At 56.0% G+C, this 22,158-nt stretch carries 13 protein-coding genes; 8 read left to right on the top strand and 5 right to left on the bottom strand.

Translation table 11 applies throughout. From position 1 onward, the window contains the following. Positions 1 to 263 precede the first annotated feature (263 nt). The 6 genes from ACVWYY_RS11785 to ACVWYY_RS11810 all read left to right on the top strand — a co-directional run bounded on the left by ACVWYY_RS11785 (position 264) and on the right by ACVWYY_RS11810 (position 14,446). Positions 264 to 3,863: a helicase-related protein gene (locus tag ACVWYY_RS11785; RefSeq protein WP_414328702.1), complete on the top strand. Its 3,600-nt coding sequence runs from the start codon at positions 264 to 266 to the stop codon at positions 3,861 to 3,863. A 698-nt stretch (positions 3,864 to 4,561) separates the two neighbouring features. After that, complete coding sequence (locus tag ACVWYY_RS11790; RefSeq protein WP_457440647.1) at positions 4,562 to 8,863, top strand: DUF1156 domain-containing protein; 4,302 nt, start codon at positions 4,562 to 4,564, stop codon at positions 8,861 to 8,863. A 302-nt stretch (positions 8,864 to 9,165) separates the two neighbouring features. After that, complete coding sequence (locus tag ACVWYY_RS11795) at positions 9,166 to 9,813, top strand: Uma2 family endonuclease (protein ID WP_414329080.1); 648 nt, start codon at positions 9,166 to 9,168, stop codon at positions 9,811 to 9,813. A 47-nt stretch (positions 9,814 to 9,860) separates the two neighbouring features. After that, entirely contained in the window at positions 9,861 to 10,433 is a 573-nt protein-coding gene (locus ACVWYY_RS11800; protein WP_457440664.1) for a Uma2 family endonuclease, read from the top strand. Between the two features lie 39 nt (positions 10,434 to 10,472). Next, positions 10,473 to 11,045: a Uma2 family endonuclease gene (locus ACVWYY_RS11805; protein WP_414329670.1), complete on the top strand. Its 573-nt coding sequence runs from the start codon at positions 10,473 to 10,475 to the stop codon at positions 11,043 to 11,045. 38 nt (positions 11,046 to 11,083) lie between these two features. Beyond that, positions 11,084 to 14,446 (top strand): Swt1 family HEPN domain-containing protein, encoded by a 3,363-nt coding sequence (locus ACVWYY_RS11810; RefSeq protein ID WP_457440649.1) that lies wholly within the window; start codon positions 11,084 to 11,086, stop codon positions 14,444 to 14,446. A 722-nt stretch (positions 14,447 to 15,168) separates the two neighbouring features. Here the strand turns inward: ACVWYY_RS11810 and ACVWYY_RS11815 are convergent. From ACVWYY_RS11815 to ACVWYY_RS11835, 5 genes are all read right to left on the bottom strand, one after another. Further along, a complete protein-coding gene (locus tag ACVWYY_RS11815) occupies positions 15,169 to 16,533 on the bottom strand; it encodes a cytosine deaminase (protein ID WP_457440666.1) in 1,365 nt (454 codons plus the stop codon). 74 nt (positions 16,534 to 16,607) lie between these two features. Next, positions 16,608 to 16,937: a YggT family protein gene (locus ACVWYY_RS11820; protein WP_457440651.1), complete on the bottom strand. Its 330-nt coding sequence runs from the start codon at positions 16,935 to 16,937 to the stop codon at positions 16,608 to 16,610. 170 nt (positions 16,938 to 17,107) lie between these two features. Then, the gene (locus ACVWYY_RS11825; RefSeq protein ID WP_457440653.1) at positions 17,108 to 17,476 is read right to left on the bottom strand and encodes a hypothetical protein; all 369 of its coding nucleotides are present in this window, start codon (positions 17,474 to 17,476) and stop codon (positions 17,108 to 17,110) included. A 48-nt stretch (positions 17,477 to 17,524) separates the two neighbouring features. Next, positions 17,525 to 19,297, bottom strand: a complete 1,773-nt coding sequence (locus tag ACVWYY_RS11830) for an ABC1 kinase family protein (RefSeq protein WP_457440655.1) — start codon at positions 19,295 to 19,297, stop codon at positions 17,525 to 17,527. A 136-nt stretch (positions 19,298 to 19,433) separates the two neighbouring features. Then, positions 19,434 to 20,720 carry a glucose-1-phosphate adenylyltransferase gene (locus ACVWYY_RS11835; protein ID WP_457403645.1) on the bottom strand — a complete coding sequence of 429 codons (1,287 nt, stop codon included), beginning with the start codon at positions 20,718 to 20,720 and terminating at the stop codon, positions 19,434 to 19,436. Positions 20,721 to 20,844: 124 nt separating this feature from the next. Between ACVWYY_RS11835 and ACVWYY_RS11840 the strand changes: the two genes are divergently transcribed. Both ACVWYY_RS11840 and ACVWYY_RS11845 read left to right on the top strand, forming a co-directional pair. Then, positions 20,845 to 21,627, top strand: a complete 783-nt coding sequence (locus ACVWYY_RS11840) for a ParA family protein (RefSeq protein WP_457403647.1) — start codon at positions 20,845 to 20,847, stop codon at positions 21,625 to 21,627. A gap of 140 nt (positions 21,628 to 21,767) precedes the next feature. Continuing rightward, entirely contained in the window at positions 21,768 to 22,136 is a 369-nt protein-coding gene (locus ACVWYY_RS11845; RefSeq protein WP_457403648.1) for a hypothetical protein, read from the top strand. The last annotated feature ends 22 nt before the right edge of the window (positions 22,137 to 22,158 follow it).

A 22,158-nucleotide genomic window follows, 5' to 3' on the forward strand; every position in this document is an offset into this window, starting at 1 on the left:
CTCCGTCCCGCTAACGCGAATGGAAACAAACAGAATGCTATCGCTGCATAGTTGAACAGTGATGTTCAGCAGTGTTCAGCGTAAATGTATCAGGACTTAAAACCGGCTTAAAACCGTCGTGAAGCCGCTTGCCAACTCCAAACTGCTGTCTCCTTTTATGGAAGAAGGGGACTTTTGCTGTGGGAAAAGAGCTGGAAGTGAGCGCAACATAGCAATGGGGAGCTGGAACAGGCTCCGCTCGCAGCTCTGGAAACCCGCAGTTTATGGCTCGACTGGAAGATCTCACCCCTGGCGCCAAGGTCAAAGGGATCCTGCCCAATCAAACCGTTGCCATCGTGAGTGTGAGGTGGTACGGCAGCAGCACCATCGAGGCCATCTACAAAGACACTCAGGGGCGTCTCCATTCAGAGCTTCTGTTTCGGGATAAAGAGCCAACCCTAGAGGTGGTAGCCGAGGGATCCCTTGGCAACTTCGAGGGAGACGGCGCCTTATTTCGCCTAGCTTCAGAGGCCTATCGGATTCGGCTGGCGCACCTGTTTGATCCCTTGCTGGCCGTTCACACCTCTCTGGTAGAACCCCTGCCCCACCAGATCAGCGCCGTCTATGGGGAAATGCTCACGCGGCAGCCGCTGCGGTTTTTGCTGGCCGATGACCCAGGTGCCGGCAAAACCATCATGGCAGGGCTTTTGGTTAGAGAGCTATTGATTCGAGGTGACTTGCACCGCTGTCTCATCGTTTGCCCGGGGAGTCTAACGCTGCAGTGGCAAGATGAGATGGTGCAAAAGTTTCATTTGCCCTTTGAGATCTTGACCAACGATCGCATTCAAGCCGCCCGAACTGGCAACCCTTTCCTGGAGATACCTCTTCTCATTGCCCGCCTCGATAAGCTCAGCCGAGATGAGGCCCTGCAGGAGAAACTGAGGCAAACTGATTGGGATCTGGTTATTGTTGATGAGGCCCACAAACTCTCCGCATCCTTCTTTGGGGGAGAAATCAAAGAAACCAAGCGTTACAAGCTGGGCAAGTTGCTCTCGCAGCTAACACGCCACTTTTTACTGATGACAGCCACTCCCCACAACGGTAGAGAAGAAGACTTTCAGCTTTTTTTGGCTTTGCTGGATGGGGATCGCTTTGAGGGGAGATTCCGAGATGGAGTTCATACCTGTGATGCCTCGGATTTGATGCGGCGGCTGGTGAAAGAAGACCTGCTCAAGTTCGATGGCAAGCCTCTCTTTCCCGAACGGCGAGCTTACACCGTCCAGTACGTCTTGTCTGACCTGGAAGCCAGGCTCTATAAGGAAGTGACCGATTACGTGCGCGAAGAGTTTAACCGCGCGGAAGCTTTAGAGCAAGGTAGCCGCAAAAGGACGGTCGGTTTTGCTTTAACCATCCTGCAACGTCGGCTAGCCTCTTCTCCAGAAGCGATCTACCAATCCTTGCTGCGAAGACGAGAGAGACTGCAGCGGAAGCTAAAGGAAGAACAATTGCGCAGCCGGGGAGACAACCTTGCTTTTACCACTTCCCTGCTAGACGAAGAAGGCTGGGATGAGGATTTTGAAGACTGCCCTGCTGAAGAGCGGGAACCGCGAGAAGAAGAGCTGGTAGATCAGGCAACTGCCGCCCGCACAATTGTCGAGCTGCAGGCAGAAATTCAGCGGCTGCAGGAGCTGGAAAAATTAGCCTTGCAAGTGAGACGTAGCGGCAAAGACCGCAAGTGGGAGGAGCTATCGAAACTCTTGCAAAATCAGGGGGAGATGTTTGATGCCGGCGGACATCGGCGCAAGTTGGTTATCTTCACCGAACATCGAGATACCCTCAACTATCTGGCTGACCGAGTGGGGAACTTGCTGGGCCAACCGGAAGCGGTGATCACCATTCACGGCAGCATGGGTCGAGAAGAGCGCAAAAAAGCCGAGGAAGCCTTTAAACAGGATCCCGCCGTTCAAGTACTCATTGCTACCGATGCTGCGGGAGAAGGGATCAACCTTCAACGGGCCCACCTGATGGTGAACTACGACCTGCCTTGGAACCCCAACCGCCTGGAGCAGCGCTTTGGGAGAATTCACCGCATTGGTCAAACCGAGGTCTGCCACCTGTGGAACCTAGTGGCCGAGGAAACGCGGGAAGGAGATGTCTACTTGGCTTTGCTGAAAAAAATAGAAATCGAGCAAAGGGCCTTGGGGGGCAAGGTCTTCGATGTCCTGGGCAAAGCGATTGCCGGTCAAGAACTGCGAGAGCTGCTGATCGAGGCCATTCGCTACGGGGATCGTCCAGAGGTCAAGGCCCGACTCAATCAAGTGATTGCAGATCGCCTAGACCACGAGCGGCTCAGGGAACTCCTGGCAGAACGCGCCCTGGCCCACGACTCGATGGATACGACCAAAGTGCAGCAAATCCGGGCGGAAATGGAGCGAGCCGAGGCCCGCAAGCTCCAGCCTCATTTCATTGCCTCCTTCTTCCTAGAAGCTTTTCAACGCTTGGGTGGCACCATTCGAGAGCGGGAACCCAAACGCTATGAAATTACCCATGTGCCGGCAGCAATTCGCAATCGCGACCGCCAGATTGGGTTGGGCGCACCCATCTTAAAAAAATACGAGCGGATTACCTTTAACAAAAACCTCATCAGCGTCCCCAACAAGCCCCCGGCAGAGTTCATCTGCCCAGGCCATCCCCTGCTGGATGCCACTCTGGACTTGGTTTTGGAGCAACACCGAGATTTGCTCAGACAGGGATCCATCCTCGTCGATGAAAACGATCCCGGCGAAACACCACGGATACTGGTGTACCTAGAGCATGCCCTTCAGGATGGGCGCCTAGACCGAAATGGCCAGCGACGGGTTATCTCCCGACGGATGCAATATGTGGAGATCTTTCTCCCCGCTCCCCAAGGGCTAGGAGGAGGAGAGAGCGTCAGGGTAAGAAGCGCCGGCTATGCTCCCTACTTGGACTACCGGCCCCTAACTCCCGCAGAGCGCGACCTTGTGAAAGCGAAAGCTGGATCCCACATCCCCCAGCTCTCGGCTTCAGAGGTAGAAAGCCAAGCCATCGCTTACGCCATTGAGCGTTTAGTTCCCCAGCATTTCCAGGAAATCAAAGCTCAGCGGGAAGAATTGATCAACAAGACGGAGCTGGCTGTTAAAGATCGCCTCACCCGAGAAATTAACTACTGGGATCATCAAGCTGCACAGTTGCGGCTGCAAGAGCAAGCCGGCAGGCCCAACGCCAAGCTCAACTCTGCCAAGGCTCAGCAGCGGGCGGATGAGTTGGCGGATCGCCTTCAGAAGCGCCTATCGGAGTTGGAGCAGGAGCGCCAGCTATCCTCCTTGCCGCCGGTGGTAACCGGGAAAGCCTTGGTGATCCCCATCGGACTGCTGCAGCGGCTACAGGGCAAGCGAGGGTCAACCCCTACCACCTTTGCCCGCGAAACCCGGCGAGTAGAACAAGCAGCAATGGCTGCCGTTATGGCCATAGAGCGGGCGTTGGGCTACGAACCTCGTGATGTCAGCGCTGAAAACCTGGGCTATGATATCGAATCCGCTGGAAGGGAAGGCCTTCGCTTCATTGAAGTCAAAGGCAGAGTTGAGGGAGCAAAGACGGTAACCGTTACCAAAAATGAAATCTTGACAGCTCTCAACAAACCCGACCATTTCATCCTGGCTTTGGTAGAAGTGCCAGCCGATCCCGCCTTTCCAGAAGGGGATGCCTTCAGGGTAAAGACCCCTGCAGGCACCTACACCGTGCCGGGCGAAGGCTGCCAGGTGCGGTATGTGCGGCGGCCTTTTCAACGGGAGCCGGATTTTGGGGCCAGTAGCGTCAACTATGATTGGAAAGAATTGTGGAATCGAGGAAGGGATCCCAAATAGATACTAACTTTCATTGGTAGGATGAATTCATGCTACTGGAATTGCGGCAAATCCATGTTCCAGCAGGTCAGCGAGTTGTCTTGCAGCCCAACATGGCTTGTCCAAAATCAAGATGCCTTAGCTTGTGGGGGCGTGGGGTAGCTAAGCCCCGCACTGTACCCGTAGTGTCAGTGTCGGGATACAGATACCCCCACATGATGTATGATGGGAGTAGTTGTATAAAACGGCGTTGCCGGAATCTGGTACAACTACGCGGTAGGGCATTCCGTGTCTGCGCGTGGAGGGTTCTTGCGAAGGCTCCCCGATGAAGCGCGAAGCCCACGCTGTACCTGTAGGGTCAGTGATGGGAGTATGTCACTTGTTCTTGAACAGGCTGGAGCCATCTTTTCGTTGAGCCCGCCTTCCCCTCAGACTAAACTCTAAACTGCAGCCTGTTTAACCCGAGTAAACTACCCGACACCAACCGCTAGGCGGTACGAAGCGGGCTTTTAGTAGCCCTGCAGTTAGCAAGCCAACCACGTTCGCGAAGCGAGCCGTAGGCTTGACCTCTGGGGTGGTTTACAGCACCCCCAATCGACCGTTACCAGTGCCTTAAACAACCGTTTCTGGTGTCCGCAGTATTATTATAGCATTCCTCCCGACACCGACCCTACGGGTACAGTGCGGGGCTCCTGCAATTTCTAGCTGACCTTTGTCTAATGAGCCGCCGCAAGAAGCTGATTGAAGTTGCCCTGCCCCTCGAAGCCATCAATCTGGAATCGGCTCGCGAGAAATCCATCCGCCATGGTCACCCCAGCACCCTACATCTCTGGTGGGCGCGGCGACCCCTGGCAGCCTGTCGGGCAGTGCTCTGGGCTTCCCTGGTCGATGACCCTTCCAGTTGGCCGGACAAGTTCCCCACCGAGGCCGACCAAGAGCGAGAGCGGCAGCGGCTGTTCAACATCCTGGGCCGCATAGAGATCGAACAGGGGAAGCGGGTCGTGCGGGGTCTGGTGTCCTGGGATGACGTGAACGATCCCAACTCCGGGGTGCTGGAGGCAGCGCAGCGAGAAATTGCCCGATGTCTAGCCTGGGATCGAGGAGAAGAGCCCCCTACGGATCCGGCAGCAGTTAGAGAATACATCGCCAAGTACGCGCCGCCCGTTTACGATCCCTTTGCCGGTGGCGGATCCATCCCGTTGGAAGCGCAGCGCTTGGGGTTAGAGGCCCATGCCAGCGATCTCAACCCGGTGGCGGTGCTGATCAACAAGGCATTGATCGAGATTCCACCGAAGTTTAAGGACAAGGCCCCCATCAACCCCGAAGATCGGGCTAAGAAGCATATCTCAGCCTGGCGGGGTGCCCAAGGATTGGCAGCAGATGTCCGGTATTACGGGGCTTGGATGCGGGAACAAGCCTTTGAGCGCATTGGACATCTCTATCCTCCCTGTTCAAACCCCTTAGGCACAGAGGAGTTGACGGTGATTGCCTGGTTGTGGGCGCGGACGGTGACCTGTCCAAATCCAGCCTGCCGCTGTCAGATGCCCTTGGTGCGATCGTTTCAGCTTTCGACGAAGAAGGGGAAAGAGGCTTGGGTAGAGCCGGTGGTGGTGAATGGGGGAGAGAGCGCTTCTGCTCCCTCAATCCGGTTTGTGGTCAGGTCAGGTAAGGGCAAAGCGCCGGAGGGAACCGTAGGCCGCAAAGGAGCACGCTGCATTGCCTGCGGAACGCCTGTGCCGCTGGAGTACATCCGCAAAGAGGGCCGCGCCGGACGTATGGGAGCGCAGCTGATGGCCATTGTGGCGGAGGGACAAAATGGCAGGGTGTATCTATCACCTCAACAAGAACACGTTGAAATTGCTGAATCAGCACAACCTACTTGGAAGCCATTGGGAGAATTACAAGGTAAATGCCGAGTTAGTGTTCCGTTATACGGAATGAATACTTTTGCCGACCTCTTCACCCCTCGGCAACTGGTTGCCCTCACCACCTTCAGTGATTTGGTGGCGGAAGCACGGGAAAAGGCCACAGCCGATGCCATTGCCGCCGGACTCCCCAATGACGATGTGCCCCTAGCCGAGGGCGGCACAGGCGCGAGGGCGTATGGAGAGGCGATTAGCGTTTATTTGGCGTTTGCTGTTAGTAAAGCAGTTGATGCTAATTCAGCACTGGTCAGTTGGCGAAACAGCGTAGAAGCGACACGTAACACGTTTGCCAGACAAGCCCTTCCAATGATATGGGATTTCACGGAAGCTAATCTATTTAGCTCTTCTTGCGGAAACTGGACTGACACAGGAGTTGCCTGGATTGTTGAGGCTTTATCCAAGCTAGACTCTCCCCTTCAATCCGAAGTTACCCAACACGACGCAACAGCTCCTCACCCCCAGGACACCACCCCCAAACTCATCTCCACCGATCCGCCCTATTGCCTTGCAACCGATACCCTTATCCAAACCACAAAGGGCTATGTTCCTATTCAAGACATTCAAATTGGCGATTTGGTCTTAACCCATGAAGGGCGCTTCTCCCCTGTCATCAACACATCAAAACGCTGGTATGAGGGAGAAATTTATCACCTCACGATCGCTGGTATCAACCATCCTCTAATCATCACTGGAGAACATCCAATCTATGGCATTTCAACGAATCCCTGTGGTTATCAGTTTAGCTATTGCCATCCCGATTGTTCCTACCTCAAAAGCCAGGGACGCTGCCGACACCAAGCCTTTGCCGATTATCGGCTAGATTGGATACCCGCTTCTCAAATCAAACCCTACGACCTGATCTTTATTCCAACCCTACTCACGGAAAAGTTTCAGCCAATCATTGCGCTGCAAGATTGGTTGCCAGAGAGTAACTACCTTGAGTGTGATGGTTTACTGCACTACCAAAAAGCAACGTCTAAATCTCTCAGCCGCAGAGAACAACAAACCGCCACCCTTTGCCGCGATCGTCAATACACCATTCCCGCTCACCTAAAAATCACCCCTGCACTTTGTCGTCTAATCGGATTCTTCATTGCAGAAGGCTATGCCAGACTGGAATCTGATGGCGGCACCATTCAATTTACCCTGCACTGGGAAGAGCAAAATCTGCAAGCAGACATTATCCAATTGATGCAAGCCTGCTTTGGCCTAGCTCCTGGTAAAACCACCGACAACCGCAAAAATAACAACAACTCTTTCCGTCTTAACTTCTACTCAAAACCCATCACCACTCTGTTTCGTACCTGGTTTTATACAGAAGAGGGTCAAAAGTGCTTGCCACAATGGGTTTTAGAACTTCCTGCTGAATTTTTAGAAGAATTGATCAAAGGCTATTGGTGGGGCGATGGCTATCGTGCTAACAGCGGCTACAAAGCCGTTACTGTCTCTCCTGCTTTAGCCGGACAAATTCAACTCATTTTACAAAAAATTGGCATTCGCTCTTGCCTTCACACTCGAACCGTTAAGAGTACGATCGTCAACGGCAACCCTGTCATCGCCCGTTATCCCCAACACAACATCACCGTCAATGGATCATCCTTACTGAAACTCGCAGAATATATTGGTGAACCCAAGCATGAATCGCTATCGCTAAAGCGCTTTAGCCAACATGGCTATTGGTGGAACAACGGCTATCTCGCCCCCATTCGCAAAGTTGAGCGTAAACCCTACATCGGCTATGTCTACAATCTCGAAACTGTAGATCATTCCTACACTACAGCGATGGGCTGTGTGCATAACTGCGACAATATTGGTTATGCTGATCTGTCCGACTTTTTCTATGTCTGGTTGCGTCGCTCTCTAGGCAGTGTTTACCCCAACATTTTCAGTACCCTATTGGTTCCTAAAGCCCAAGAACTGGTTTCCACTCCCTACCGCTTTGAAGGCAGCGAGCAGAAAGCCAAAGAATTTTTTGAGGAAGGAATTAAGCAAGCCTTCTCACGCATGAGAGCCGTCAGCCATGACTCTTATCCCGTTACCATCTTCTACGCATTCAAACAACAGGAGGAAGACCCCTCACCCCCCGGCCCCCTCTCCCAAAAGGGGCGATGGGGAGAAGAAGATGAGGATATGGACGATCCAGTTCCCCTCTCCCAAGGTGGGAGAGGGCAGGGTGAGGGCAGAGCCTCTACGGGTTGGGAAACCATGCTGGAAGGGTTAATGCAATCCGGCTTAACCATCAACGGCACTTGGCCAATGCGGACAGAGCGGAGCGGAAGATCTCTCAGCATTGGCTCCAATGCTCTCGCTTCCTCGATTGTCCTCGTCTGTCGTCCCCGCCCCGCCGATGCGCCCAAGGCTACCCGTCGCCAATTCCTTGCCGAGCTGAAGCGCGAGCTGCCCAAGGCGCTTAAACTTCTGCAGCAGGGCAGCATTGCTCCTGTGGACTTGGCCCAAGCCAGCATCGGCCCCGGCATGGCCATCTATTCCCGCTACGCTGCAGTTTTGGAAAGCGATGGCTCGCCCCTGACCGTCCGCACTGCCCTGCAACTGATCAACCAGTACCTAGATGAATATCTCAGCGAACAGGAAGGGGAATTGGATGAGGGCAGCCGCTGGGCCACCACTTGGTTTGCCCAATATCAATTTGAGCCAGGCCCCTACGGGGAAGCAGAAGTCCTCAGCAAGGCCAGAAACGTCAGCATTGAGTCCCTTGAGGAACTTGGGATCCTAGAAGCCAAGGCCGGCAAGGTGCGGTTGTTGAGAAGAGAGGAAATAGCCCAGAGAAAAGAAAAGGGAGCAGATTCCCTCTCCTTGCTCCTTGCTTCCTCCGCCTGGCTCATCACCCAGACCCTCATCCACACCCTCGATCGGAAAGGAGAAATGGAAGCCGCCGCTCTCCTGGCTGCCTTGGGAGATAGAGGTGCGGTTGCCCGCGATCTGGCCTATCGGCTCTATACCCTCTGCGAAAAGAAAGGCTGGACTCAAGAAGCCCTAGCCTATAACACTCTCGTCATTGCCTGGCCGGAAATTAACCGGCTAGCATCCGAAATGAAGAAAAAGCAGCATGATCCTTTCCAGCCCAGCTTGCTTTAGTTCCCTACCTCTGGGGGAAGCAAAGCGTGACATACTCCCATCGCTGACCCTACGGGTACAGTGCGGGCTTCTCGCTTCATCGGGGAGCCTACGCAAGAACCCTCAGCGAGCAGACACGGAATGCCCTACCGCGTAGTTGCACCAGATTCCGGCAAAAGCCGTTTTGTGCAACTACTTCTAGCATAGTGGGGGTATCTGTATCCCGACACCGACCCTACGGGTACAGTGCGGGGCTTAGCTACCCCCACACCCCCATAAGCTAAAAGACCTCAGAGATTTCTATCCTTACACCCAACCAGACGATGGTCACCCTCCAGCTTCGACAACTCACCATCCCACCCGGCCAGCGCCTGCTGATTCACAATCTGAATTGGTTAGACTTTGAAGCCATCCTAGATGAGCTGGGCGAAAAGCGAGCCAGCCGCATTGCCTACAGCGATGGGATATTGGAAATCAGAATGCCCTCACCCAAGCATGAGCGAGAAAAATCCATCATTGGAGACATTGTCAAAATCTTGCTAGAGGAACTGGAAGTTGACTGCGAATGTTTTGGGTCAGCTACCTTCAAACAGCAAGCAATGAACTACGGGATCGAACCTGATGAATGCTTCTATATCCAAAATCACCAGGCCGTGATTGGCAAAGATCGGCTGGATCTATCTGTTGACCCGCCTCCGGATCTGGCCATCGAAGTGGATGTTACTTCCAAAACCCAGATTGAGGCTTACACCCGCCTAGGAGTGCCCGAACTTTGGGTTTATCAAGGCAACCAGCTAACCATCTACATCCTGCAATCCGGCCAATATCAGGCTTCTGCCACCAGCCCAACCTTTCCTCAGCTACCGATTTTAGAGTGGGTGCCAGAAGTCTTGGCCCAAAGTCGAGATCTGGGTAGAAGTCCAGCCCTTCGTGCCCTTCGCCAAAAAATACGCTCCATCTTAGGGAATTAATACGAGCCATAGGCCACGTACTCTGAGAGTTTTGCCCAAAGAAGATGATGCTTGCCCTCAACCTGCAACCGGCTTTGAATTTAACCGATGAAGTTTTCGAACAGCTTTGCCGGCAAAATCCTGAGCTGCGCCTGGAACGCACCGCCCAAGGAGAACTGATTGCCATGGCCCCTGCAGGCAGCGAAAGCAGCCGTCAAAACTTGAGCCTCAGCGCCCAGCTCTGGCAGTGGAACCGGCAAACTCAGCTTGGTGTGGCCTTTGACTCTTCCGCCGGTTTTGCCTTGCCCAATGGGGCCATTCGCTCTCCCGATGCCGCTTGGATGCCCAAAGAGCGCTGGCAGCAGCTCACCCCAGAGCAGCGCCGTCGCTTTGCTCCTCTTTGCCCTGACTTTGTGCTGGAACTAAAGTCTCCTACTGACGAGCTGGCTATCCTTCAGGCCAAGCTGCAGGAGTACCTAGACAACGGATCCCAACTGGGCTGGTTAATTGACCCAGAAAAGGGCCAAGTTTACGTCTATCGCCCAGGTCAGCCGGTACAGGTTTTGGAGCGACCTACCAGCTTGTCTGGGGATCCCGTTCTCCCTGGCTTTGTGGTGGATCTCACCTTAATCTGGGAATAGTGCTCCCCACGCTCTAAAACTGCCCACCAGGATGAGCTCATGATTGCCCTCAACCTGCAACCGGCTTTGAATTTAACCGATGAAGTTTTCGAACAGCTTTGCCGGCAAAATCCTGAGCTGCGCCTGGAACGCACCGCCCAAGGAGAACTGATTGCCATGGCCCCTGCAGGCAGCGAAACTGGATTCCGCAATGCCGACCTGCTGGGCCAACTGTGGCAGTGGAATCGAGGCAAGAACTTAGGTTTTGTCTTTGACTCTTCCGCGGGCTTTGCCCTGCCCAATGGGGCCATCCGCTCTCCCGATGCCGCTTGGATTGCCAAAGAGCGCTGGCAGCAGCTTACCCCGGAGCAGCGTCGTCGCTTTGCTCCTCTTTGCCCTGACTTTGTGCTGGAACTAAAGTCTCCTACTGACGAGCTGGCTATCCTTCAGGCCAAGCTGCAGGAGTACCTAGACAACGGATCCCAACTGGGCTGGCTGATCGATCCAGAAAGCCAGCGGGTTTACGTCTACCGCCCAGGTCAGCTGGTGCAAGTTTTGGAGCGGCCTACTAGCTTGTCTGGGGATCCGGTTCTCCCTGGCTTTGTTGTGGATCTCACTTTAATCTGGAAATAATCGACCCACCCCCTAACTTCAACTTCATTCAATCACTTATGGCTATCAGCAACCACGAACGAGTTGGACGCGCCCTCAACCTTCTGCGGCAGGGGCTTTATCCTTTTGTCGTGCGGGAGATGCAAGCCTTCCATGGAGAGAAGTGGCTGACAGTTGTCGCCGACAACCTGCCCGAGAGCTCTCCCAAATTCAAAAGTCCTGAGCAGATCCTGGAGGAAGATGTTTTGGCGCTGCTGACTCTCATGTGGGAGCAGTGGAACACCGTCTTCAGGCAAACTCTGGGACAAGCGGAGCGCACCCTAGTCAGCGAGCTGCGCAATACCCGCAACACCTGGGCCCACACCTGCACTTTTGGTTTTGACGATGCCTATCGCGCCCTCGATAGCGTTGCCCGACTGCTGAGCGCCATTGCTGCCCCCCAAGCTGCCGAAGTTGAAAAACAAAAACAAGAGCTACTGCGACTGCGCTTCGAAGAACAGGCCAAGCGGGAAAGCCGTCGCGCTATGGGATCCCCTACAGAAGGTCAGCCCCAGGCTGGCCTCAAGCCCTGGCGCGAGGTTGCCACTCCCCACCCCGATGTGGCTTCAGGTCGCTTCCAACAAGCCGAATTTGCCGCCGATCTTTGGGAAGTCTACCTGGGCGAAGGTTCGGATGAGTACCGGGATCCCGTCGAGTTCTACCGCCGCACCTACCTTACCGAGGGATTGCAACAACTGCTCACCAATGCCCTGAAGCGCCTCAGCGGCCAAGGGGGGGATCCCGTGATAGAGTTGCAGACCAACTTTGGCGGCGGCAAAACCCACGCCATGCTTGCCCTCTACCACCTCTTTGGAAGAGGGGCTAGGGGTGAGGGCCCCCTACCCGGCACAGAGTCTCTTCTCCAAGCCGTCGGCCTGCAGAGACCACCTCAAAACGTCAGGATAGCCGTCCTGGTGGGGAACAAGCTCCAGCCCAGCGGCATTCCCTCCTACAAGCCTGAGCACGCCCAGCAAAACCGCCCCCTGATCCGCACCCTTTGGGGGGAGTTGGCCTGGCAACTGGGAGGTGCCGAAGGCTATGCGCGGGTGCAGCAGGCCGACGCAACTTCCACCAACCCCGGCGATGCGCTTAAAGTCTTGTTCAACCGCTATGCCCCTTGCCTGATCCTAATCGATGAGTGGGTGGCCTATGCTCGCCAACTCCACGACAGCCCTGACCTAGCCGGCGGCAGTTTCGACACCCAGTTTACCTTTGCCCAAACCCTGAGCGAATCGGCCAAGAACGCAAAAGATACACTGCTGGTGGTGAGCCTTCCTTCTTCGGATATCGAAATTGGCGGGGAGCGGGGCAAAGAAGCTCTGGTTCGCCTGAGAAATGCCATTGGCCGGGTGGAATCCCCTTGGCGGCCCGCGAGCGCTGAAGAAAGCTTTGAAATTGTCCGCCGCCGCCTGTTTCAGCCCCTCACCAATCCCGAGCTATTTGTGCAGCGGGATGCCGTGGTGAAAGCGTTCATGGATCTCTATCGCAGCCAAAGCCAGGAATTTCCCAGCGAGTGCAAAGAAAGTGACTACGAACGCCGCCTCAAGGCTGCTTATCCCATTCACCCAGAGCTGTTTGACCGCCTTTACTCCGACTGGTCTACTCTCGACAAGTTTCAACGCACCCGCGGTGTGCTACGGCTGATGGCCAGGGTCATCCACACCCTCTGGGAGCGAAATGACCGCAGCCTGATGATCCTGCCCGCCCACATCCCCATGGACGATCAACAGGTACAAGCAGAGCTGACCCGCTACCTAGACGACAACTGGCTGCCGGTAATCGACAAAGACGTGGATGGCCCCACTTCCCTGCCCCTGACTCTCGACCGAGATCACCCCAACCTGGGCCGGTATTCCGCCTGTCGCCGGGTTGCCCGCACCATCTACATGGGATCCGCCCCCACCCTGCGGGCCGCCAACCGCGGCATTGAGGAGCGCCGCATCAAGCTGGGCTGCGTGCAACCGGGAGAACACCCCATCACCTTCGGCGATGCCCTGCGGCGGCTATCCGACCAGGCAACTTACCTATACGGAGATGGCAGTCGCTACTGGATTTCCACCCAGCCCAACGTCAACCGCACTGCTCAGGAGCGAGCCGAGCAACTGTTGAGGGACGAGCCCCACACCCTCTGCCAAGAGATCATCCGGCGCCTCAAAGCCGACAGAAATCGCGGTGAGTTCAGCGCCGTTCACGTTGCCCCCGACTCCACTGCCGATATTCCCGACGATCCCACTTTAGGCGTGCGGCTGGTGATCCTGCATCCTCAGTATTCCCATAGCCGGGGTAGCCAGGATAGCCCTGGGCGAGTCTGGGCTGAGCAGGCCCTCCAGCGTCGCGGCAGCGGCCCCCGCTACTACAGGAACATGCTGCTGTTTTTGGCGCCCGACAAAACCCGCCTGGAAAGCCTAGAACGCAATACCGCCCAATACCTAGCTTGGAAAGGGATCCTGGAAGACAAAGCTCTCCTCAACCTAGATGCCTTCCAAACCGCCCAAGCCAATACCAAGCTGCACCAATCCGAGGCTGCTGTTGAGGCTGCTCTGCGGGAAACCTATCAATGGCTGCTGATCCCAGCCCAGCCTGATCCCCAAGGCAGTCTAGAGTGGAAAGAATGCCGACTGCAGGGGCAAGATTCCCCCATTTTGCAAGCCAGCCGCAAAGCTGTCCACGAGGGGGATCTGGTTACCGCTTACTCTGCCATCACCCTCCGCCTGGATACGCTGGATAGATTCCTCTGGCGCGAGGCTGATCACATCGATCTCAAACGACTGTGGGAATGCCTGGCCCAGTACCTCTACCTACCCCGCTTGAAAGACCCATCCGTTCTTCTAAGAGCTGTAGAAGACGGGGTAGCCTCAACTGCTTGGGAGGATAGCTTTGCCTACGCAGAGGCCTTCGATGAGTCCAAAGGCAAATACCTCGGCTTGCAAGTGGCAGCCATAGTCAAGCCCAGCATCGGTTCCAACAGCCTGCTGGTCAAGCCAGAGGTTGCCCGCCGTCAATTGGAAGCCCTTCAAGTTCCTTCCCCAAAGGCGCCCTGCATCTTCCCAGACAGCACTCCGCCTCTTCCTGGCCCCGGCGAGGAGGATTCCCCAGTTACGAATCAAGGAAATCAAGTTTCCCAGCCGGCGTTGCCGAGGCGATTTTACGGCAGGGTGGAAATGGATCCCCTGCGGGTCAACAGAGATGTTGCAACCCTTGCCGACGAGGTCATCCGGCACCTGACCAATCTGCCAGGAGCCACTGTCAAAATTACCCTGGAAATCGACGCGGAAATACCGGAAGGCTTACCGGAGAGCGTGAGGCGCACGGTAGCGGAAAACTGCCGAACCTTAAAGTTCTGCACCCTGGAGTTCGAGGACAATCCGCATAGTCATTTTTAAGCGGGAATGAAACTTTTTCCTTAGCATTGTGCACTAGCTGATACATTTACGCTGAACACTGCTGTTCGCTTGCGTGGCGTAGCCACACATCACTGTTCAACTATGCAGCGATAGCATTCTGTTTGTTTCCAACCAGAATGGCGGTATCCCGCAAAGCTTTGAGTAGAATACCCAAAGCGCAGTTTCCGTGTCGTCTTACTACCAATTTTCTGCTTTGCTTTGGCTACCATGTTGGCAGACTCGAAAGTAAACAGAAAGATCAACTGGTAGTAATCCGTACTGAACATATTATACATTATTTTCAGTATAGTTGAGCTTATTATTGACTAGAGTCATGCTCTCTCCCTTTGCCTGGAGGTGGTGGTTGTGGCAGCGGCGCGGAACGCTGGGGCGGCACCGTGGAGGAGCATGCCTCTAACCCCCAAAACCCTGAACTTTGCTGAATTTACTGAGCTTTAGGCGGTTTGGCAAGAGTCATTGAGAGGGATATAGTAGACCAAGTTTCCCCCTGATCCTTGAGTCCACCGCAACGGTTGCCGGGAAGTGAAGGGGGAAAGCGCTCGGGGGGTATTCCTCAGGGCTTTGCGGGATACCGCCTTCCTGCTCAGAGATAGGCAGGATGCGATCGCTTCTTTCCTGAACCATGTTCAGGAGAGTTCAGCGTGAATGTATCAGCAATTGGGAAGTGTCTTAATCTAACTTGAAACGACTGTGACCCCGCTCTACTTCTCGGAGCTGAGCGCTGTCCCCACCTTCTCCATCAAGTCGTCCAGTTCGCTGTAGTCCGGCAGAGTCGTGTCGATGGCCTGCCCCTGACGCAACACCACCCGGTCATGCTGGGGACGGGAAAGCAGCTCGTCAAAGCCACGTCCCTTGAACAGCACCAGATCTGCCGGCAAGCCCACCCCAATTGGCCCTCGCTCGGTCAAGCCCATGATGCGGGCAGGGGTGGTGGTGATGGCCTGTGGCCAATCCCCATAGGGGGTATCCAGGTGCAAAATGCGGGTGGCCTCCCGGAACACCTCCAAGCCATCGTGATCCCCAAAGCCGTAGAAGGGATCCCGGCAATTATCGCTGGCTATCATCACCGGCACGCCCAAGGCTTTCAGCTCATGCAACAGCGTCACTCCCCGCCAGCGGGGGGTATGGCCGGGGTTACGGGCTTGCAAATAGAGATTACACATGGGCAGGCTGACCACGGCAATTCCCGCCTCTCTGACCAAGGCCATAGTCTTGTGGGCCACCTCTGGCGGTTGCACGGCCAGGCTACAGCAATGGCCACACACCACCTGATGGGGAAAATCGTTGCGCAAGGCCGCCGCTGCCACGTGTCTCAACGTGAGGGATCCCGGATCATCCGTCTCATCCGTATGAAAGTCCAGAGCCAAGCCCCGCTCCTTGGCCAGGGCAAACACCCGATCCAATTGCCGATCCACCTCTGGCCCCATCGCCACCACTCCACCTAGGATCCCGCCCACTTCCGCCACCTTGTCCGCCAGCTTTTCTGCTGCAGGGGTGAGAAAGGTATCCAAGCTCAGAAGCGTGACCGCCTGGAGTTCCAGCTTGCCCGCCCACTCTCGGCGCAGCTGAACAAACACCTCCCAGTTGGCCCCCATAACTTGAGGGTTCTCACAGGCCAGATGGGTGCGCACCGCCTGGGATCCATGGGCATAGCTGCAGCGCAAACCAAAGCTGAAGCGACGGTAGAGATCCTCCCGAAACTGCTCCGGATCCCCGTCATAGGCTTGCTTCATCTTCACCCAATCTTCCTGGCCGGCCTGCCTCGCCCCGGCAAAGGTACCATCGGGATTGGGGGTGCGCGGCCACACATGCCCCTTATCCAGGTGGGTATGGATATCCACAAAGCAGGGCCACACCTGGCCTCGCCTTAGATCCACGCCGGGGATCCCCTGGGGCGGGATCCCTGTTGCCGCTCGGATTTGGCGGATCCGCCCCCCTTCGATTTCCAGATCCAGCAACACCAGGTGGTCACGGTTGGGAACAGCCCCCGGCACTGCATCCTTGAGTACTGACAGGGGAACCTGAGCATTCAGCAGCCAGTAGTGGGCAACGCCGGGGATCTGCACGGTGGGCAACGAAAAAGTGACTCCCAATCTTAAGGGGATCCGAGCCCCTCAGGAGGAATCCAGTGCTACAGCAGCTAGGCAAACTGGCCCACCACCTGCATGGCAAAACTGAGCAAAATGAAGGCCAGCCAGGGGGAAAAGTCCAAGCCGCCAATAGGGGGAATAATGCCGCGGAACAGGTTGAGATAGGGATCGGTGAGTTGGCTGAGCACCGACAGGATGGGGTTAGACCAGTTCAGTTGCGGGAACCAGCTCAGCAAAATCCGCACGATCAGCAGAGCATTGTAAATGACAATGAACTGGTAAAGGGAGCGGAACAGCAAAGACGCGGCAGTGCCGTAGACCAACCCCAGAGAGAGGCTGTCCATCCAGGCGAGAGGAGACAACAAGTGACTGAGCATCATGGTTGGGAAAAGTAGGGAAACAACTCGATCAACTCAACATCCATTAAGCTGAAGCACCTTCGCCAGAGGCAGACCTGGCCCAGGATCGCAACTCAGCCGAGAGAGGATGGCAGAACCTAGAGAGGAAAGCCGCTGCCGCCTCTAGTTTGGCATGGACAGGGATCCCCTGCTCAAGGCTTTTCCTCAACAGCCCTGGAAGAGGTTTCCTTGACGAGCAATTGCGTGCGCATGGCCTGAATCGCCTCGTTTAACTCGGCAATCTTGGCCTCTAGAGTGCGGCGGGCTTGAGCAATGCGTTCTGCCTCATTTTCCCACTTCCTCCAGTCGCTGGACATGGCCGACTCACCCGAAGCACTGAGGCGCGGTCGTTCAGGGGCTACCGAGGTGCCGTTGAGACGATCCGGATCCCGGCGTTGGTCTTCGGCGGATCCCTTTCTGAGTCGAGGGGCAAGCACAAACCCAATGACCCCGCCGATGATCCCTCCCAACAGGGCGCCGGTCACTACACCCGCAATGAAGTCACCTTTCTGATCTGCCACGCTTTTGTCCAGCTCAATAACAATAAACTTGAGTCATCTTCTTCCGTTCTACCTTTCCTGTCCCACTCCTGCCAGCAAATCCGACCAAGGTTGAGGTAGCCGCCAGCGGCTGAGATGTTCCAGATGGGCTTGCACCTGCTCCCTCAACTCGGCAAGCGTGTGTTGCAGATCGCCGGTCGAGGGTAGGGATCTCAGCGTTGCCTGCCAGAGGTAAGCTGGGGAAAGTTCAGGGCTGAGCAACTGCCACAAACGCTGCAGCTCCTCAAAGTGAAGGCGATCATCTTCTGTGAGGGAAAGCACCAACTGGCGACGCAGATCGCGGGCCTCTTCCGACATCAGGTAGCGCAAACCCGTTTGGGCGGTGGGTAACCAATCCAATCCCCCATCGCTGCGGGCAATTTGAATCAGGTTCTCCAGGCGGTTCCAGCGGAACTTACCATCCTTGATCAACACTTGCAGCAGCCGTTGGCGAATACGCGGCGATTCGTCCGTCAGCAGGCGCTTGGCCACATAGGGATAGGCCACACCGACGATGCGGAACTGGGGATAGAGGCTGAGGGCTACTCCCTCTTGGGTGACCAAAGAGCGGATCACCAGAGCAAAGTGGGAGGGCACCTGAAAGGGGTAGCGGTACATCAAGTCGGAGAACTGATCTGTGGCCGTTTTGAAGTTAAAGTTGACCACCTCTTGGGTCAGCACGTCTGCCAGCACCTTTTCCAAGGCGGGGATCAGCTCTTGGCGGCCGACATCCGACTGCAAAAAGCCCAGATGAATAAAGTCATCGATCAGGGCGTTGTAGTCGCGATCCACCAGGTGAACCAGAGCATCCACCAAGTACTCCTTCATTTCCTCGGTGAGCTGATCCATCATGCCGAAATCGATGTAGGCCATACGGCCATCGGTGAGGGCAAACAAGTTACCTGGGTGGGGATCCGCGTGGAAAAAGCCGTATTCCAGCAATTGCTTGAGGGCAGCAACCACCCCGATACGCACCAATTGTTTCACCTCCAGGTTGGCTGCTCGAATGCGCTCCACATCCGTCAGCTTGATGCCGTCGATCCACTCCAGGGTCAGAACCCGGCGGGTGCTGTAAGCCCAGAAGATGCGCGGCACGTACACATCCGGATCGTCGCGGAAGTATTCGGCGAAGCGCTCGCAGTTTCGCCCTTCGTGCAGGTAGTCGATCTCTTCAAAAAGCTTGCGGCCAAACTCATCCACCACCGCCGTCAAAGTACTGCCCAGGTTCAAGGGCAGCCAGGGGCCCAGCCATGTCGAGGCCCAGCGAATCAGGTACAGATCCAGGCTCAACTGCTCTCGCAGATGGGGTCGCTGCACCTTCACCGCCACCCATTCGCCGCTGTGCAACTGCGCTTTGTAAACCTGGCCCAAACTGGCAGCAGCCACCGGCTCTGGAGAGATCTGGGCAAAGATCTCGGCAATCGGACGGCCCAACTCGGATTCGATGCGGGCAAATGCTTGCTCGGAAGGAAATGGCGGCAGTTGATCTTGCAGTTGGGTGAGTTCTTCTAGGTAGTCTTTGCGCACCAGATCGGGGCGGGTGGAGAGGGCCTGACCCACCTTGATGAACGTTGGCCCCAGGTCGGTGAGCAGCTTTCGCAACTGCACCGAGCGCCGTCCCACATTGCGATCAGTGTGTCCCCACAGTTGATCCCAGCGCAAACAGAGGACAAACCACAAGAAAGGCCAGAGAATGGCCAGCGCCCGACCAATCACTTGGGGCAGGCGCCAGCGGTAATAGCGGCAGATCAATTGCGGATCGTAAACTTCCAAAGCGGCAATGGGCGAAGTTCTACTAAACACACTCCAGCGATCTCACAGTCTTTTGTTTTAAAGCTCTCGGTGTCCATCTTAACAGAAAAAGCCTCGCCGTTTCTGCGCAAGGGCCTGTCAGCCCCATCCTGCCCCCTTCTCGGCCAGGGCCAGCCTGTCTCCCCCCTCAAATGATGGTGTTGTCCGGGATCACCGAGTCTTTGATGATGGTGACGATGCCGTTGCTGATCCAGATCCCTTCCTCTTCCCGCTGCGCTTCGGTGACGTGATCCTTGTTGAGGATGCGGACATTGCGCCCAATGCGGGCATTCTTATCCACGATGGCGTTGACAATGTGGGAGTTGGCCCCGATGCCCACCGGTGGGATCCCTTCCTCCAGCCTGGCCTGCCGCTCTTCTACCGACTCGTAGTAATCGGCTCCCATCACCAGGGTGTTTTCGATGATGGTGTTGGCCTCCAAGCGGCTGCGAATGCCGATGATGGAGTTGCGAATTTGGGCGTTTTTGATGATGCAACCATCGGCGATCATGGAGTTGACAATCTGGGAGTCGAGGATTTTGTTGGGGGGCAAAAAGCGCGGGCGGGTGTAGATGGGCATTTCGCTGTCGAAGAAGCTGAAGGGCGGGTTGGGCTGCTGCACCAGTGCCAGGTTGGCCCGGTAAAAAGCCTCGATGGTGCCGATGTCTTCCCAGTAACCCTTGAAGAGGTAGGCTTGCAGATGGTACTTGCCGATGGCTGCCGGCAGCACCTCTTTGCCAAAGTCGGTGTGCTCCTTGACTTTGAGCATCTCGATCAGAGCTTCTCGCTTGAATACATAGATGCCCATGGAGGCGATGTAGGGCTTGGCTTTGGCTTCTTCCGGGCTGAGGCCGAGGGCTTGGGTGTCCACCTGACAGGCTTTCAGCAGATCTCCTGTTGGCTTTTCCTTGAAATCCACAATGCAACCGTTCTCGCCAAGCTTGAGCAAGCCAAAACCCGAGGCCACTTTTTCTTCACAGGGGAGCACCGCCAGCGTCACATCGGCCCCAACCTGCCGGTGATGCTGGATGAAGGGGCGGTAGTCCATGCGGTAGAGGTGATCCCCAGATAGGATGAGGAAGTCCCGCGGCTTCCAGGAGTCCATCAGCCAGAGGTATTGGCGAACGGCATCGGCGGTGCCTTGGAACCAATCGGGATTGTCAGGGGTTTGTTGGGCCGCCAAAACGTCCACAAAGCCGCCTGTAAAGGGAGACAAGCGGTAGGTGTTGACGATGTGGCGGTTCAGAGAGGCCGAGTTGAACTGGGTGAGGACGTAGATTTTTTCGATGTCGGAGTTGATGCAGTTGCTGACCGGGATGTCGATGAGGCGGTATTTGCCGGCCAGGGGCACAGCGGGTTTGGCGCGGCGCTTGGTCAGGGGATAAAGTCGGGTGCCACGCCCACCTCCCAAGATGATCGCCAGTACATCGCGCATGGTTGTCCTCCACCAGGCTACACCCAATAGCATAGACTGCTGCGGGGCCACCTAAACGGCTGTCCTGTCGGATCTGGCCGGGCTGCTCGGAAAGGGGAACAAGTTGGCAAAACGGGGGGAGCTGATGGCGCGCATCCTGGCCTTTACCAACAACAAAGGGGGCACCGGCAAGTCCACCCTCTGCGTCCACGCGGCTCAGTTGACGGCCCAACGGGGATACCGAGTTTTGCTCATCGATCTCACGTCCCAGGCCACTGCCAGCAACCTTTACCTGGAAGGGGCCGGATCCTTGCCGGCACCGGAAACGGTTTGGGCCAGCTTACACCCGCAACACCAACGTCCTCTGGAAGAGGTGATCTACTGCACCGACAAGGGGGTAGATGTGGCGCCCTCCCACAGCACCATGGCGGAAGTGGCGGCCCAACTGGCTGCTGCCGGAGAGATGGGGCAGAATCTATTGCAGCGCCAACTGGATCCCTTGCTGCAGGACTACGACTTCATCTTTCTCGATACGCCGGGAGAACTGAATGCTCTCACCGCCAATGCCCTGCGGGTGGCCCAGCGGGTACTGATCCCGACACGGCTCAACCGCGCCGATTTCTCCTGCACGGAAGTGACCTTGCGCTACATTGAGGCCCTGAAAGGCCAGCTAAGCCAAGCCCGCGCCATTTTGACAATGCTGGATGACCGCTATCTGCCGGGGGGCATTTGGTCGGGATCCCATACCGGGCAATTGTATGTGCAAGCGCAACAGATTTTTGCGGATGTGCTTTCACCCGTTACTATTCCAGATAGCAGCGATTTGCGCATTGCTTTTGACTACGGCTTGACGGTGATGGACTATCGGCCTGGGTCGGCGGTGTGTCAGCGGCTGCTACAGTTGGTTGAACACGAGGTGCTCTTGTGACCGGATCTGACCGTAGCCTCTTTCCTTCGTCGGGGGAAATTTCCCGCCGCTCCGGCGGAATTCGGCGCAAGGCCGGTGCTAAAACCAGTTCAGAGCCCACCTCCGCAGAGTCTACTCCCACAGGCGAGGAGCCGACAACGATGTCTTCTCAGTCTCCCTCAGAACCAACCCCAGAATCGCCGGAAATGGAAGCCCTCAAAAGCCAACTGGCCGAAGCTCAACAACTCTTGCAAGACTACCAAAACAAAGTCTCTGCCCTGCAAGCTCAATTGCAGCAAGTCACTGCCCATCGGGACGAATTGCAAAAGGCGCTGGCGCAGTTGCAAGCGGTTGCGGACGAGCGGGCCAAAACCATCCAGGAGTTACGGAAACCCAAAGAGCAAGCCCCCATCATTCAGCCCAAACCCCAATCCTCGCCTCTGCACGCGCAAAAGAAGATCATGAATCGGCCCATCTTCGACAACGTATCGGCCACCGATGAAAGCATGCCTCCCTATCTGCTGGATTGACTGGGATGGAAGGGATCCCTGA

The organism is Thermostichus sp. MS-CIW-34 (genome assembly GCF_054060435.1).

Bases quoted from the DNA above. Each gene is read 5' to 3' on its own strand.
- ACVWYY_RS11785 (WP_414328702.1), top strand. From the start codon at position 264: ATGGCTCGACTGGAAGATCTCACCCCTGGCGCCAAGGTCAAAGGGATC.
- ACVWYY_RS11790 (WP_457440647.1), top strand. From the start codon at position 4,562: ATGAGCCGCCGCAAGAAGCTGATTGAAGTTGCCCTGCCCCTCGAAGCC.
- ACVWYY_RS11795 (WP_414329080.1), top strand. From the start codon at position 9,166: ATGGTCACCCTCCAGCTTCGACAACTCACCATCCCACCCGGCCAGCGC.
- ACVWYY_RS11800 (WP_457440664.1), top strand. From the start codon at position 9,861: ATGCTTGCCCTCAACCTGCAACCGGCTTTGAATTTAACCGATGAAGTT.
- ACVWYY_RS11805 (WP_414329670.1), top strand. From the start codon at position 10,473: ATGATTGCCCTCAACCTGCAACCGGCTTTGAATTTAACCGATGAAGTT.
- ACVWYY_RS11810 (WP_457440649.1), top strand. From the start codon at position 11,084: ATGGCTATCAGCAACCACGAACGAGTTGGACGCGCCCTCAACCTTCTG.
- ACVWYY_RS11820 (WP_457440651.1), bottom strand. From the start codon at position 16,937: ATGATGCTCAGTCACTTGTTGTCTCCTCTCGCCTGGATGGACAGCCTC.
- ACVWYY_RS11835 (WP_457403645.1), bottom strand. From the start codon at position 20,720: ATGCGCGATGTACTGGCGATCATCTTGGGAGGTGGGCGTGGCACCCGA.
- ACVWYY_RS11840 (WP_457403647.1), top strand. From the start codon at position 20,845: ATGGCGCGCATCCTGGCCTTTACCAACAACAAAGGGGGCACCGGCAAG.
- ACVWYY_RS11845 (WP_457403648.1), top strand. From the start codon at position 21,768: ATGTCTTCTCAGTCTCCCTCAGAACCAACCCCAGAATCGCCGGAAATG.